Raw genomic sequence first — 13,235 nt, forward strand, 5'->3', positions numbered from 1 at the left:
TGATTATGATTTAGTCTTGGATTGGTTCGGTCTTGCGTAAATGATCGAGCAGCAAGGTGATGACTTCCTGTGCAATCACTTCACGTTTTTCATCGCGGGAGATGATGCTCAGATCAGCTGTGGCATAGACCGGATAACGTTCGGTCATCAGCTTCTGCATCACTGCACGCGGATCGTCATTTTTCAAAAGCGGACGATCCTGACGGCGTAAAACGCGCTCCATCAGCACATCCAGTTCCGCATTGAGCCAGACGGAAATACCGGCAGAAGCAATATTCTCGCGGGTCTGTTCATTCATGAAAGCGCCGCCGCCGGTTGCGAGGATCATTGATCCGCCTTCCAGCAGGCGCTGCATAACACGGCGTTCAAGATCGCGGAATTCCGGCTCGCCATAGGAGGCAAATAATTCAGTAACGCTCATACGGGAGACATTTTCGATTTCCGTATCGAGATCGAAAAACGGTAAATCCAGCATTGCGGCCATTTTCTTGCCGATAGTGGATTTTCCTGCTCCCATAAGTCCGACAAGCACCACAGGGCGCTGGTTGAGGAGGGCTTTAATTTCGTCGGCCTGACTGCGCAAATGCGTCTGGTCAGCTTTTTTATTTGGGTTCGGCATCGTCTTCTTCTCGTGACGGTGCTTCCATTTGAAACACTTGAGTAAAGTCAATCGCTGCTGATCTGCGGCTTGTCAAGAAAGATCGGAGATTTTCTGCCGCTATTGATGGTGCTTAAGGGTGCGCACGGGGGTGTGCTTTGTCGTAAATCTCAAGCAGACGATCTGTATCCACGCCGGTATAGACCTGTGTGGTGGAAAGGCTGGCATGGCCAAGCAGTTCCTGAATAGTGCGAAGATCGCCGCCGCGTGCCAGAAGATGGGTCGCAAAAGAATGCCGCAAAGCATGGGGAGTTGCGGTTTCCGGCAGGTTGAGCGCGGAGCGCATCTTCTGCATTTCCCGCTGGATAATACCGGCATGGAGTGCGCCACCTTTAGCACCGCGAAACAGCGGCATGCTGCCGTTTAAATGAAAGGGACAGAGGCGGCTATATTCGGCAATTGCCTGATGAACAGCAGGCAGTAGCGGTACCAGACGGCTTTTGCCGCCTTTACCCTGAATGGTCAGGGAGCGGGCTGTTGTGTCGGCCACGGCATCGGGTGTCAGACCAATCGCTTCGGAAATACGCAAGCCGCAGCCGTAAAGCAGAGTGAGAACAGCGGCATTGCGTGCGGCAATCCATGGCTCTTCCGCCAGCTGTTGCTGTGTGTTGACAACCCGCAGTGCTGCATCTGCGCTCAAAGGTTTAGGCAGGGATTTCGGCTGGCGTGGTGCGCGTATAGCGCTGGCACCGGCTGCATTGGCCAGCCCCTGTTTTTCGAGATAGCGCAACAGCGAGCGCACACCGGCAAGACCGCGCCCGAGAGTGCGGGCACCGGCTCCGTCATTACGGCGTGAGGCCAGATAGGAGCGCAAATCTGCAATGCGTAAATTCGAGACATCTTTCAAAGCCGGTGGTGTGCCCAGATGGCCGGTCATGAATTGCAGAAACTGACGGGTATCGCGCTCATAGGCATTCAGCGTATGGGCGGCCAGTCTGCGGCTGTTGGTTAAGCTGCCGAGCCAGTCCTGACGCGCCTGATTGAGGTCGGGCGCAGCGATAATCAGAAATTCTGCTTTTGAGGTTTCGGTTTTGGCCGTTTGCATGGATTGAATCTGTAATCCGGTTATCTTAATAAAAATAGAGTTTCTCACGGCGAGGTTACGGAACCGTTGCCGCCACAGTTTAAGGTTTTTCATGTCTTCTCAGAAAAAAGGCAGTCCTGTGCGGGTTGCAAATCTTGATAATCCGGTTCAGCTCGCCGTTATCGGCGCTGCCCATGGCATCAAAGGGGAAGTGCGCGTTAAAACCTATACGGGCGACCCTATGGATCTGGGCTCCTATGGTCTGCTTTATGATGCGTCCGGTAAAAGCTATGAAGTGCTGTCGATCCGCCCGAGCAAAACTGTGGTCGTGGTGCGCTTTGCCGGTGTTGAGGATCGCAATGCGGCGGAAGCGCTGAATGGCAAAGAGCTCTATGTCGATCATGCGCAGCTGCCGCAGGATCTTGATGAGGACGAATTTTATTATACTGATCTGATCGGCCTTGCCGTGCGCGACAGCGCAGGCGTGTCCTATGGTAAAGTCTCTGCCGTGTTTAATTTCGGTGGCGGCGATGTGCTGGAGATTAAGGAAAGCGGCAAAAAGCCGGTTATGATCCCGTTCACACTGACTTCTGTACCGGAAATCCTGATGGAAGAAGGTGCGATTCTGATTGATCCGCTGGCGGCAGGTCTTGTTGATGATGGTTCACCCTCTGCGGATGAAGAGGGTGATGAGCCTGAGGCACCTGAGACTGATGATGACGGATGGGCGCGGTAATGAGTTTCAAAGCATCTGTCCTGACCCTTTATCCTGAGATGTTTCCGGGGCCGCTGGGCTCTGCCCTTGCAGGGCGCGCCTTGCGCGATGATAAATGGCAACTCGAAACCGTTCAGATCAGAGATTTTGCGCTCGATAAACATCGCATGGTTGATGACACACCGGCTGGCGGCAGTGCCGGTATGGTGATGAAGCCGGATGTTGTGGCGCGTGCACTTGATAGCCTAGAACAGGATAACCGCCCGCGTATTCTGATGAGCCCACGTGGGCGACCTTTGACTCAGGATCTGGTGCGCGAACTGGCGAGCGGCGAGGGTGCAGTGATTCTCTGCGGGCGCTTTGAAGGCGTGGATGAACGGGTTATTGAAGCGCGCAACCTGATGGAAATATCAGTCGGCGATTATATTCTCTCCGGCGGTGAAACCGGTGCGATTGTGCTGCTTGACGCGATTGTCCGGCTGATTCCGGGTGTGATGGGGAATCATGAATCCGGTGAGACCGAGAGTTTTGAAACCGGCCTGCTTGAGCATCCGCATTATACTCGTCCGCAGGAATGGGAAGGGCGCTCTATTCCCGCTGTGCTGACGTCCGGTAATCATAAGGCTGTCGATCAATGGCGGTTGGAAGAAGCAAAGCGCATTACCAGTGAGCGCCGTCCCGATTTGTGGGAGGCCTATCAGAACAGGAGTAAATAATGCAGATTCTGAGACGTGCGGAATATGCAGCTATTTTACTGATTGCTCTGGGGTTTTATGCGCAAAGCGGTGAGGGCTGGTGGTGGTTTGCGCTGTTGTTTCTGGTGCCTGACATTACTATGGCAGGTTATGCATTTGGCAACCGTATCGGTGCGCTGGTCTATAATGCCGGTCATAGTTTTCTGAGTGTGGCCGCGCTTGGCCTGCTGATGTATGTGTCAGGGCAGCAATGGTTGTGGCCTTATGTGCTGATCTGGACTGCGCATATCGCTTTTGACCGGATGCTGGGCTACGGGCTGAAATATGCGTCCTCTTTTCAGGATACGCATTTGGGACGGATCGGTCGCAACTGAATCAGAACTTCTTGCAGAGTTGAGTTGATTCACGGGCGGTAATGGTGTATTGCCGCCTCACATTTCGGGATTTCCTGAAATCCGATTTTCGTTGACCTGAAATCAATGAGTAGTGAAACCGCTCCTGCCTTTACGGCATAGCATGACGGCAAAGACTGTTTTGCAAGTGATAGCGCTCTGACTGTTCGAGAAGAATCAGAAGGATTAAAACTATGAACATTATTAAGCAGCTTGAAGCTGAACAGATTGCAAAGATCGCTGAAAAGCGCGTTCTGCCAGATTTCGACGCCGGTGATACAGTTCGCGTTCTCGTACGCGTAACTGAAGGTACACGTACCCGTGTACAGGCTTACGAAGGCGTTTGCATCGGCCGTTCGGGCGCAGGTCTGCAGGAAAGCTTCACCGTTCGTAAGATTTCTTACGGCGAAGGCGTAGAGCGCGTATTCCCTGTTTATTCTCCGCTGGTTGAAGGCGTTGAAGTTGTTCGTCGCGGTAAAGTCCGTCGTGCGAAACTTTACTACCTTCGTGGTCTTACCGGTAAGGCTGCCCGTATCGTTGAGAAAAAAGACAATCGTTCGAAAGCTGAACGTGAAGCAGACAAACGCGCTGCTGAGCGTGATGCTGCTGCCAAGGCAGCTGCAGAATAATTTTCTGCATCTTTCTGCGATTATAAAATTTCCAGGGATAAGGGCGGCCTCAGGGTCGCCCTTTTTCTATTTGCAAAGATTAAATGCCGCTTGGGTAATAATCTTGCTGCGACACCCTGTTCCGCTTGTCATTTCTTGACGAAATCGCATAGCGGGTGCATATGAACCATAATCATATCGGTTCTGTGGTCCTGTGATTGCCGGGAGGTAATGGCTGCAGAACGCTTGCAAAGGATACTAAGAGCCATGAGCGCGCCGCGTACACTCTATGACAAGATCTGGGACGATCATCTGGTAGATCAGCAGGATGACGGTACCTGCCTGCTTTATATTGATCGCCATCTTGTGCATGAAGTAACCAGCCCTCAGGCTTTTGAAGGTCTGCGTATGGCTGGCCGCAAAGTGCGCCATCCGGAACGCACCCTTGCTGTTGTTGACCATAACGTGCCGACTTCGGCAGATCGTGTGAATGGCATCAAGAATGAAGAAAGCCGTATTCAGGTTGAAGCTCTGGCCAAAAATGCGGCCGAGTTCGGTGTTGAATATTATTCCGAGCGCGATAAGCGTCAGGGCGTTGTGCATATTGTTGGTCCTGAACAGGGCTTCACCCTGCCGGGCATGACGATTGTTTGCGGCGACAGCCATACTTCTACCCACGGTGCTTTCGGTTCGCTGGCGCATGGTATCGGTACGTCCGAAGTGGAACACGTACTGGCCACCCAAACCCTGATCCAGAAAAAAGCTAAAAACATGCTGGTGCGTGTGGATGGCAAACTGGCAGCAGGTGTGACTGCGAAAGACATTACACTGGCGATCATCGGTAAAATCGGCACTGCCGGCGGTACCGGCTATGTGATCGAATATGCTGGCGATGCAATCACCTCTTTGACGATGGAAGGCCGTATGACGGTCTGCAACATGTCGATTGAAGGCGGCGCACGCGCTGGTCTGATCGCGCCTGATGCGACAACTTTTGATTATATCCGTGGCAAGCCGCGCGCACCTAAGGGTGAGCAGTTTGAACAGGCACTGGCTTACTGGAAGACCCTGAGCTCTGATGAAGGTGCGCATTTCGATAAGATTGTGACCCTTGATGCCGCTGAAATCTCACCGGTTGTCACATGGGGTTCTTCGCCGGAAGACGTGGTTTTTGTGACCGATGTGGTGCCGAACCCTGATGACATTCAGGATGATACCAAGCGTTCATCGAAATGGCGTGCGCTGGAATATATGGATCTGAAGCCTGGCACCAAGATCACCGATATTGCGATTGATCGCGTCTTTATCGGCTCCTGCACCAATGGCCGCATTGAAGATCTGCGCGATGCTGCACGTATGGTTGAAGGTAAAAAAGTTGCCTCCACTGTCAATGCGATGATTGTTCCGGGTTCCGGCCTTGTAAAAGAAATGGCTGAAGCTGAAGGTCTGGACAAGATTTTCATCGAAGCAGGCTTTGACTGGCGTGAGCCGGGCTGCTCGATGTGTCTGGCAATGAATGATGACCGTCTGAAGCCGGGTGAGCGTTGTGCATCCACTTCAAACCGTAACTTTGAAGGTCGTCAGGGCTTTAAAGGCCGTACTCATCTGGTGTCGCCTGCAATGGCAGCGGCAGCAGCCGTGGCGGGGCATTTTGTTGATATCCGTGACTGGAACTAAATACCTGATCTAAAAGTCGCCATGCTTGGCTGCAAATGGCAATTTCTGTGCTTCCGATGCTCACGTACTTTTATGTACGCTGTGCGTCGGTTCTCGAAATCACCATTTTCGCTTGCGCCTGCCGCTTTTTGATTCAGGTATTAATTCGGCATCCTAAGAAAAAACCCGCTCATTGCGTAAGATCAATGGGCGGGTTTTTCTTTTCAGCTAAAGCAGCATTGATTAGGCTGGTTTTTTTTAACGAAGCAGCTACTCTAGTGGATTGAATTTGACGTTTGGCTGCCGACTGACACAAGCGCTGCTCCAAACGTCAAATTCAAAAAATCCACTAGTTTTATATAGTCTTTAGTGGTCTTTTTGATTCCGACATTTGCTCTGCACAATACCCCACGGAATGCAAATGTTGGAATCAGACCACTAGTTCTTATTCGCCAAAAGGGAAGGCATCATGACACAGGATCACGCTATTGATATTTCATTGCTTCACTTACGTGATGCCCGTGAACTTGCGCCTTTGCTGGCCGATTATGCGCAGGCGCTGAAGCGCGGTGCACCGCGTCGTCCGGATGAATATTATGCGGAAAAGCTGTTGCAGGATCGCAGTGCTGAATTGCTCGGTGCGCGGCTCGACGGCGTGCTGGTCGGTTTTGTGATTTTCTACGATCTGCCGGAGCCGGTATCGGGCATGCGCGCAGGGCAGGTGGATCATATTTACGTCCATCACGAGCACCGCAAAAAAGGTATCGCCAAGGCTTTGATTGATGTGCTGGCTGATAAGGCCGAAGAGCGCTCATGGAGTAAGCTGGCACTCAATGCACCGCGTCAGCCGGAAGATGGCCGCAAGCTGTATGAACAGGTCGCGGCCACAGCGGACTGGAGCAGTTTTGTGATTCGTTTTGCACCACATCTCCAGTAAACCTGTTGAAACACTGTCCGGCGGCTCATAATCAGGACAATTTAAACGCCGCCGGATTTTATTTTTATCGCGGATGTCCGGTAATAGGCCGCATAAAACCGTTTAAAACGTCATCTCTCTGCTCAGGTGCGACTAATTGCATGGCTGGTCGCATGGTTGTGACTTTGACGTGGTGACAAAAGCGCAGTAGATAAGCCCTAACATGGTCGTCCTTTAAACGATCTTGGCCGTATTCGCTCTACTGCGCGGCTCCTGAGCCTGTGAAGCTTCAAGAATTGCGCAGCATGTTAAAATGACAGAGTTTATATCTATGCTGGGCGCAGGTTCATCATAGATATAAACTCTGTTGGGCATGAACAGACCATAGATTTTGCCGGTATAGCGGCATGTTTAGCAAGGCCTGTTTATCGGTAACATTTACCAGGATAGCTATGACAACAAGACCAATAGTCAAAAGCCAGCGCCCGCTGTCACCGCATTTGTCGATTTATAAACCGGCAATTACCATGACAACGTCGATCATTCACCGCATTACCGGCGGCGCACTCTATTTCGGCACCGTATTGCTTGCCGTATGGCTGATTTCCGCAGCGGTCAGTGAAGAATGCTTCAATTTCGTCAACGGCCTGTTCGGCTCATGGATCGGACGTCTCGTTCTGTTCGGCTACACATGGGCTTTGATGCAGCATCTGGCAGGCGGTATCCGCCATTTCATCTGGGATATGGGCGCAGGTCTCGAAAAACACACCGCCAGCAAAATGGCCTGGGCGACTGTGGTATTTTCCGTGATTGCGACAATCCTGATCTGGGTTGTGGCTTACAGCCTGCGCTGAGAGGACTGATATATGCAAGATATGCGCACCCCTCTGGGTAAGGTTCGCGGCCTTGGTTCCGCCAAGGAAGGCACCGGACATTTCTGGACACAGCGTATGAGTGCCGTCGCACTTGTGCCGCTGGTGATTTATTTCATCGGCCTGATTATCTGCCTCAATGGTGCAGATTACGCCGAAGTCCGCGCTGCAATCGCCCATCCGTTTAATGCGATTGTGATGGCACTGTTTGTTCTGACCGGTGTTTATCACATGCGTCTGGGCATGCAGGTTATTATCGAAGATTATATTCATGGCGAAGGCCTGAAGATTGTTTGCGTTATGCTCAACACCTTCTTTGCGATTGTTGTTGGCGGCGCGAGTGTATTTGCAATCCTCAAGCTCAGCTTCGGAGGTTGATAGGCCAAATGGCAACAACTAAAGACACAGCTGCTAACGGCAGCAAATATACCTATGTCGATCACAAATTTGACGTTGTGGTTGTCGGTGCCGGTGGTGCAGGCTTGCGTGCAACACTGGGTATGGCAGAGCAGGGCTTTAAAACAGCCTGCATTACCAAAGTTTTCCCGACGCGCTCCCACACGGTTGCAGCGCAGGGCGGTATTGCTGCTTCGCTTTCCAATATGGGACCGGACAGCTGGCAGTGGCATATGTATGACACTGTTAAAGGCTCCGACTGGCTCGGTGATACAGACGCCATGGAATATCTGGCCCGTGAAGCGCCTGCGGCGGTTTATGAGCTGGAACATTACGGCGTGCCATTCTCCCGTACTGAAGAAGGTAAAATCTATCAGCGTCCGTTCGGCGGTCATATGCAGAACTTCGGTGACGGCCCTCCGGTACAGCGTACCTGTGCTGCTGCTGACCGTACCGGTCACGCTATTTTGCACACACTCTACGGCCAGTCACTCAAGAACAATGCGCAGTTCTTCATTGAATATTTCGCGCTTGATCTGATCATGACTGACGGTGTTTGCACCGGCGTTGTGGCATGGAATCTGGATGACGGCACCATTCACCGTTTCTCCGCTAAAATGGTCGTTCTGGCCACCGGCGGTTACGGTCGTTCGTATTTCTCGGCAACCTCTGCCCATACCTGCACCGGTGACGGTGGCGGCATGGTTGCACGTGCCGGCCTGCCTCTGCAGGATATGGAATTTGTTCAGTTCCACCCGACCGGTATTTACGGCGCAGGCTGCCTGATTACAGAAGGCGCACGCGGTGAAGGCGGTTATCTTGTGAACTCTGAGGGCGAGCGCTTCATGGAGCGTTATGCACCTTCCGCCAAGGATCTGGCATCGCGTGACGTTGTGTCCCGCTGCATGACCATTGAGATCCGTGAAGGCCGCGGCGTTGGCAAGAACAAAGATCACATCTATCTGCATCTGGATCATCTTGATCCGGCAATTCTGCATGAGCGTCTGCCGGGTATTTCGGAAAGCGCCAAGATTTTCGCCGGTGTTGATCTGACCAAAGAGCCGATTCCGGTTCTGCCGACAGTTCACTACAATATGGGCGGCGTGCCGACCAATTATTGGGGTGAAGCGCTGAACCCGACGGAAGAAAACCCTGATCGTGTACAGCCTGGTCTGATGGCTGTGGGTGAAGCCGGTTGTGCGTCCGTGCATGGTGCAAACCGTCTTGGCTCAAACTCACTGATCGATCTCGTGGTATTCGGCCGTGCGGCTGCAATCCGCGCCGGTGAAGTGATTGACCGCGCTGCAAAAATTCCTGATCTCAATCTCGCTGCCTGCGATAAGATCATGGAACGTTTTGACCGTCTGCGCTTTGCTGACGGCGGCACTCCGACTGCTGTTCTGCGTGAAAAAATGCAGCGCACTATGCAGGAAGATGCTGCAGTGTTCCGTACCTCAGAATCCCTGAAACAGGGTTGTGAACGTATGGCCGCGATCTGGAAAGAAATGCCGGATATTAAAGTGACTGATCGCTCCTTGATCTGGAACTCTGATCTGATGGAAACATTGGAGCTGGAAAACCTGATGGCCAATGCGATGACCACTGTTGTGGCCGCTGAAGCCCGTAAGGAAAGCCGTGGCGCCCATGCCCATGAGGATTTCCCGAACCGTGATGACGTGAACTGGCGCAAGCATTCGCTGTCCTGGCTCTCAGAAGACGGTAAAGTTACGCTTGGCAGCCGCCCTGTTCATCTTGACCCGCTGGTCAAGGAAGAAGACGGTGGCATCAGCCTCGCTAAAATTGCGCCTAAAGCGCGCGTTTACTAAGGATTGGGGAAAGAGCAATGGTAGAACTGGCACTTCCCAAGAATTCGCAGATCCGTCCCGGCAAAGTCTGGGACAAGCCTGCGGGTGCAACGAACCTGCGTGAATTCAAGATTTATCGCTGGTCGCCGGATGACGGTCAGAACCCGCGTCTCGACACATTTTATGTCGATCTTGATGATTGTGGCCCGATGGTTCTCGATGCACTTTTGTATATCAAGAACAAGATTGATCCGACTCTGACGCTGCGCCGCTCCTGCCGTGAAGGTATTTGCGGCTCCTGCGCTATGAATATTGATGGTTCGAATACGCTTGCATGCACCAAAGGCATGGAAGACATTAAAGGCACTGTTAAGATCTATCCTCTGCCGCATATGCCGGTTGTGAAGGATCTGGTGCCTGATCTGAGCCATTTCTATGCGCAGCATCGTTCTATTGAGCCATGGCTGAAAACGGTTTCGCCTGAGCCGCAGAAGGAGTGGCTGCAGAGCCATGAAGACCGCGCCAAACTGGACGGCCTTTATGAGTGCATTCTCTGTGCCTGCTGCTCGACCTCGTGCCCGAGCTATTGGTGGAACGGCGATCGTTATCTCGGCCCTGCCGTGCTGCTGCAAGCTTATCGCTGGTTGATTGACTCGCGTGATGAAGCAAAAGGCGAACGTCTCGATAACCTCGAAGATCCGTTCCGTCTTTATCGCTGCCACACAATCATGAACTGTGCGCAGACATGCCCTAAAGGCCTGAACCCTGCGAAGGCGATTGCCGAGATCAAGAAAATGATGGTCGAGCGCCGCGTATAATCACGGCGAATAACCAAAAAACTAAAAGGCACCGTTCGCGGTGCCTTTTTTATTGGCTTCATAAATCTGCCTGATTAAGCGCGCTTAAATTTTTATGCTTTAGTCTGCAACTCTTACGCGCTGTCAGCGTTTCGTGTTTGCATAAGTTGTGTAATCTTTGGCGGAGGCCGCTATGCTGGATCAGATCGGATTTATGGTCACCAATAAAGATAAAGCGCGGGCTTTTTACTCTGCTGCTTTGGCACCACTGGGCATTGATGCTGTCACGGAATTTGGCAACTGGCAGGGCTATGGCCGTCATGGCAAGCCGGAATTCTGGATCGGCTCACAAAAAGGTTCGGCCTATCAGGGGCAGATGCATCTGGCATTTCTGGCGGGCACACGCGGCGAGGTTGAGCGCTTTTATCAGGCAGCACTCAGTGCAGGCGGTCTTGAGCACAGCGCACCGGTTTTACGCCCGAATTATCATGCGGACTATTTTAGTGCTCAGGTTAAAGACCCCGACGGGCATATTATTGAAGTTGTCTGTCACATGCCCGCTTAGAGCGGTTCCAGTTAATGCTAATCGATAGAACCGCTCTTTTTATATGATTTGACGCGCATCTTATTCCGAAAACCGCTTCACACTTTTCGGGATGCGCTTGAAAGAAAAAAGCCGCAGATCAAATCTGCGGCTTTTTTAATTGTACTCAGATTTAAAGCAATGTGGCCGTGAGATTGATTTCCAGCGCATTCAAAGCGCGGGAGACAGGACAATTTTCTTTGGCCTGTTTGGCCAATTTCTGAAAATCATTTTCGGAAATATTGGCAACGCGCGCACGCAAAGTCAGATCGCTTTTGGCAATGGAAAAACCGCCGCCTTCATTCGGCACGGTGCTGATGGTCGCGGTTGTCTGTAATTCCGTTGGCGGTGTGCCATTGGTGGAAAGCAGGGACGACAGCATCATGGCAAAACAACCGGCATGGGCAGCACCAATCAGTTCTTCCGGATTGGTGCCTGCATTGCCGTGTATATCTTCAGTCCGTGATTTAAAGCTGTAAGGCAGTTCATTGAGTGCGGTGCTCTGGGTTGTCAGTTTTCCGGTGCCGGTTTTCAGGTCGCCGTTCCAGATGGCCGTGGCAGTTCGGTTCATTGTCTCTCTCCTAATTGATCCCGTGTCTGAGACTCTATGAAAAGAAATAGTTTTGACGTGCCTATTATCCAGTGCAATCCAAGCAGATTTTTGTCAGATCGCCTCACCCTGTAACAAGCGCGGGTTTTCCTTGCCGAAACCTGCGGCCTGTTTGATGAAATAGTTTTTCATCACCGGCAGGCGGTCAACAAGACCGAGGCCGATATCGCGCACGGTGCGCAGTGCCAGATTGTCATTAGAAAACAGTCGGGTCAGAACATCGGTGCTGACGCCCATCTGCACTGTGTCGAAGCGGCGCCATGTCTGGTATTTTTCCAGCGCAGCAAATGAGCCGATATCAAGACCGAGACGCTCGGTATCAACAATCACCTGTGCCAGCGTTGCCGCATCGCGGAAACCGAGATTCAGCCCCTGTCCGGCAATCGGGTGAATACCGTGCGCGGCATCACCGACCAGTGCGAAGCGTGGCTTTACAAATTCACGCGCCAGTGTGAGCCCCAGCGGGAAAGCCCGCTTGTTGCCTTCAACACGGATTTCACCCAGATGGTGACCGAAGCGCTGTTCCAGTTCGGCTTCAAAAACAAAATCATCCTGCGCAACCAGACGGTTTGCATCTTCAGTGCGCTCTGCCCAGACCAGCGATGAACGGTTGCCTTTGAGCGGCAGAATGGCAAAAGGCCCGGCAGGCAGGAAGTGTTCAATCGCGCGGCCTTCATGCGTACGCTCATGGGAGACATTGCAGACAATGCCGGACTGACCATAGCTCCAGTGAACGGTTTTAATACCGGCCTGATCGCGCATGCGTGAGCGCACGCCATCGGCGCCGACCAGCAGTCTTGTTTCCAGTATGCGGCCATCGGCCAGTGTTACAGTCACAGCATTGGATTCGGTGGTGAAACCTTCAACACCGCAGCCTTCAATCACATGAATACCGAGTTCAGCTGCCTTGGCATGAAGCGAGGCATTGAGAACCTTGTTTTCAACCATATGGGCGAAAGGTTCACCCGGATTTACTTCACCGGCAAAGGTCAGGAAAACAGGGCGCACCGGATCGGACACGCGGGAATCGGTGATCACCATGTCATTGATCGGCTGTGCATCCGGTTTGATTGCCTGCCAGCAGCCAAGCTGTTCCAGCATGCGGGTGGCGGCAGCGGCAATGGCCGAAGCGCGCGGATCTTTTTTCCACTGACCGGCCGGTGCGGCATCAATGATTGTGACATCCAGCTGAGGTGCGCCGGTTTTAATGGCAACCGCCGTGGTCATCCCCACATAACCCGCGCCCGCGATCAGAACATCTGTTTTGACCGGAGCAGATGCCGCCTCAGCAGCAGCCGGAGATGATTTGCGGGACGATTTGGCCATGACGGTTTCCTTCTCTGCACGACAGGTTTGCAGGACTGTCAGTTCTCTTTCAACCAGTTCGTGCTTTATAACACATAGATGTAGATAGGCTTTAAGCCGGTTTGTCTCAAGCGGAAATGCCGCAGTTTTTACCCGCAATCCCTTGCGCCGTCAGACGACCGGTTGTAGCCATAGTATAGAGC

At 52.4% G+C, this 13,235-nt stretch carries 15 protein-coding genes; 11 read left to right on the forward strand and 4 right to left on the reverse strand.

What is annotated here, in order from left to right:
- Positions 1–10: 10 nt before the first annotated feature.
- Both JNC80_RS04025 and JNC80_RS04030 read right to left on the reverse strand, forming a co-directional pair.
- Positions 11–619 carry a shikimate kinase gene (locus tag JNC80_RS04025; RefSeq protein ID WP_022709754.1) on the reverse strand — a complete coding sequence of 203 codons (609 nt, stop codon included), beginning with the start codon at positions 617–619 and terminating at the stop codon, positions 11–13.
- Positions 620–731: 112 nt separating this feature from the next.
- Positions 732–1,703: a tyrosine recombinase XerC gene (locus tag JNC80_RS04030; RefSeq protein ID WP_376709563.1), complete on the reverse strand. Its 972-nt coding sequence runs from the start codon at positions 1,701–1,703 to the stop codon at positions 732–734.
- A 91-nt stretch (positions 1,704–1,794) separates the two neighbouring features.
- On the opposite strand from JNC80_RS04030, the gene rimM reads away from it, so the two are divergent.
- The 11 genes from rimM (at position 1,795) to JNC80_RS04085 (ending at position 11,099) form a co-directional block, all read left to right on the forward strand.
- On the forward strand, positions 1,795–2,418 hold the full coding sequence (gene rimM, locus JNC80_RS04035) for a ribosome maturation factor RimM (RefSeq protein WP_376709564.1): 624 nt from the start codon (positions 1,795–1,797) through the stop codon (positions 2,416–2,418).
- Positions 2,418–3,113: a tRNA (guanosine(37)-N1)-methyltransferase TrmD gene (gene trmD, locus JNC80_RS04040; RefSeq protein ID WP_376709565.1), complete on the forward strand. Its 696-nt coding sequence runs from the start codon at positions 2,418–2,420 to the stop codon at positions 3,111–3,113. The genes rimM and trmD overlap by 1 nt, the downstream gene beginning before the upstream one ends.
- On the forward strand, positions 3,113–3,466 hold the full coding sequence (locus tag JNC80_RS04045) for a DUF4260 domain-containing protein (protein WP_151158869.1): 354 nt from the start codon (positions 3,113–3,115) through the stop codon (positions 3,464–3,466). Before trmD ends, JNC80_RS04045 begins: the two co-directional genes overlap by 1 nt.
- Positions 3,467–3,678: 212 nt before the next feature.
- Positions 3,679–4,113, forward strand: a complete 435-nt coding sequence (gene rplS, locus JNC80_RS04050) for a 50S ribosomal protein L19 (RefSeq protein WP_022709749.1) — start codon at positions 3,679–3,681, stop codon at positions 4,111–4,113.
- Positions 4,114–4,359: 246 nt separating this feature from the next.
- Positions 4,360–5,769 (forward strand): 3-isopropylmalate dehydratase large subunit, encoded by a 1,410-nt coding sequence (gene leuC, locus JNC80_RS04055; protein ID WP_213599517.1) that lies wholly within the window; start codon positions 4,360–4,362, stop codon positions 5,767–5,769.
- Positions 5,770–6,217: 448 nt separating this feature from the next.
- On the forward strand, positions 6,218–6,685 hold the full coding sequence (locus tag JNC80_RS04060; RefSeq protein ID WP_022709747.1) for a GNAT family N-acetyltransferase: 468 nt from the start codon (positions 6,218–6,220) through the stop codon (positions 6,683–6,685).
- Between the two features lie 431 nt (positions 6,686–7,116).
- Positions 7,117–7,518: a succinate dehydrogenase, cytochrome b556 subunit gene (gene sdhC / locus JNC80_RS04065; protein ID WP_376709567.1), complete on the forward strand. Its 402-nt coding sequence runs from the start codon at positions 7,117–7,119 to the stop codon at positions 7,516–7,518.
- 12 nt (positions 7,519–7,530) lie between these two features.
- A complete protein-coding gene (gene sdhD, locus JNC80_RS04070) occupies positions 7,531–7,914 on the forward strand; it encodes a succinate dehydrogenase, hydrophobic membrane anchor protein (protein WP_022709745.1) in 384 nt (127 codons plus the stop codon).
- 8 nt (positions 7,915–7,922) lie between these two features.
- The gene (sdhA, locus tag JNC80_RS04075; protein ID WP_151158870.1) at positions 7,923–9,758 is read left to right on the forward strand and encodes a succinate dehydrogenase flavoprotein subunit; all 1,836 of its coding nucleotides are present in this window, start codon (positions 7,923–7,925) and stop codon (positions 9,756–9,758) included.
- A gap of 17 nt (positions 9,759–9,775) precedes the next feature.
- Positions 9,776–10,555 (forward strand): succinate dehydrogenase iron-sulfur subunit, encoded by a 780-nt coding sequence (locus JNC80_RS04080; protein WP_022709743.1) that lies wholly within the window; start codon positions 9,776–9,778, stop codon positions 10,553–10,555.
- A 172-nt stretch (positions 10,556–10,727) separates the two neighbouring features.
- Positions 10,728–11,099 carry a VOC family protein gene (locus tag JNC80_RS04085; protein ID WP_376709568.1) on the forward strand — a complete coding sequence of 124 codons (372 nt, stop codon included), beginning with the start codon at positions 10,728–10,730 and terminating at the stop codon, positions 11,097–11,099.
- Positions 11,100–11,250: 151 nt separating this feature from the next.
- Here the strand turns inward: JNC80_RS04085 and JNC80_RS04090 are convergent, their stop codons facing one another.
- Both JNC80_RS04090 and JNC80_RS04095 read right to left on the reverse strand, forming a co-directional pair.
- Positions 11,251–11,688: an OsmC family protein gene (locus JNC80_RS04090; RefSeq protein WP_376709569.1), complete on the reverse strand. Its 438-nt coding sequence runs from the start codon at positions 11,686–11,688 to the stop codon at positions 11,251–11,253.
- Positions 11,689–11,781: 93 nt separating this feature from the next.
- Complete coding sequence (locus JNC80_RS04095) at positions 11,782–13,053, reverse strand: ubiquinone biosynthesis hydroxylase (RefSeq protein ID WP_376709570.1); 1,272 nt, start codon at positions 13,051–13,053, stop codon at positions 11,782–11,784.
- Positions 13,054–13,235: the final 182 nt, after the last annotated feature.

It is taken from the genome of Pseudochrobactrum lubricantis, from assembly GCF_041929865.1.
Classification (GTDB): Bacteria; Pseudomonadota; Alphaproteobacteria; order Rhizobiales; family Rhizobiaceae; genus Pseudochrobactrum; species Pseudochrobactrum saccharolyticum.

Coding starts and splice junctions, on each gene's coding strand:
- JNC80_RS04025 (WP_022709754.1), bottom strand. CDS start 619: ATGCCGAACCCAAATAAAAAAGCTGACCAGACGCATTTGCGCAGTCAG.
- JNC80_RS04030 (WP_376709563.1), bottom strand. CDS start 1,703: ATGCAAACGGCCAAAACCGAAACCTCAAAAGCAGAATTTCTGATTATC.
- rimM (WP_376709564.1), top strand. CDS start 1,795: ATGTCTTCTCAGAAAAAAGGCAGTCCTGTGCGGGTTGCAAATCTTGAT.
- trmD (WP_376709565.1), top strand. CDS start 2,418: ATGAGTTTCAAAGCATCTGTCCTGACCCTTTATCCTGAGATGTTTCCG.
- JNC80_RS04045 (WP_151158869.1), top strand. CDS start 3,113: ATGCAGATTCTGAGACGTGCGGAATATGCAGCTATTTTACTGATTGCT.
- rplS (WP_022709749.1), top strand. CDS start 3,679: ATGAACATTATTAAGCAGCTTGAAGCTGAACAGATTGCAAAGATCGCT.
- leuC (WP_213599517.1), top strand. CDS start 4,360: ATGAGCGCGCCGCGTACACTCTATGACAAGATCTGGGACGATCATCTG.
- JNC80_RS04060 (WP_022709747.1), top strand. CDS start 6,218: ATGACACAGGATCACGCTATTGATATTTCATTGCTTCACTTACGTGAT.
- sdhC (WP_376709567.1), top strand. CDS start 7,117: ATGACAACAAGACCAATAGTCAAAAGCCAGCGCCCGCTGTCACCGCAT.
- sdhD (WP_022709745.1), top strand. CDS start 7,531: ATGCAAGATATGCGCACCCCTCTGGGTAAGGTTCGCGGCCTTGGTTCC.
- sdhA (WP_151158870.1), top strand. CDS start 7,923: ATGGCAACAACTAAAGACACAGCTGCTAACGGCAGCAAATATACCTAT.
- JNC80_RS04080 (WP_022709743.1), top strand. CDS start 9,776: ATGGTAGAACTGGCACTTCCCAAGAATTCGCAGATCCGTCCCGGCAAA.
- JNC80_RS04085 (WP_376709568.1), top strand. CDS start 10,728: ATGCTGGATCAGATCGGATTTATGGTCACCAATAAAGATAAAGCGCGG.
- JNC80_RS04090 (WP_376709569.1), bottom strand. CDS start 11,688: ATGAACCGAACTGCCACGGCCATCTGGAACGGCGACCTGAAAACCGGC.
- JNC80_RS04095 (WP_376709570.1), bottom strand. CDS start 13,053: ATGGCCAAATCGTCCCGCAAATCATCTCCGGCTGCTGCTGAGGCGGCA.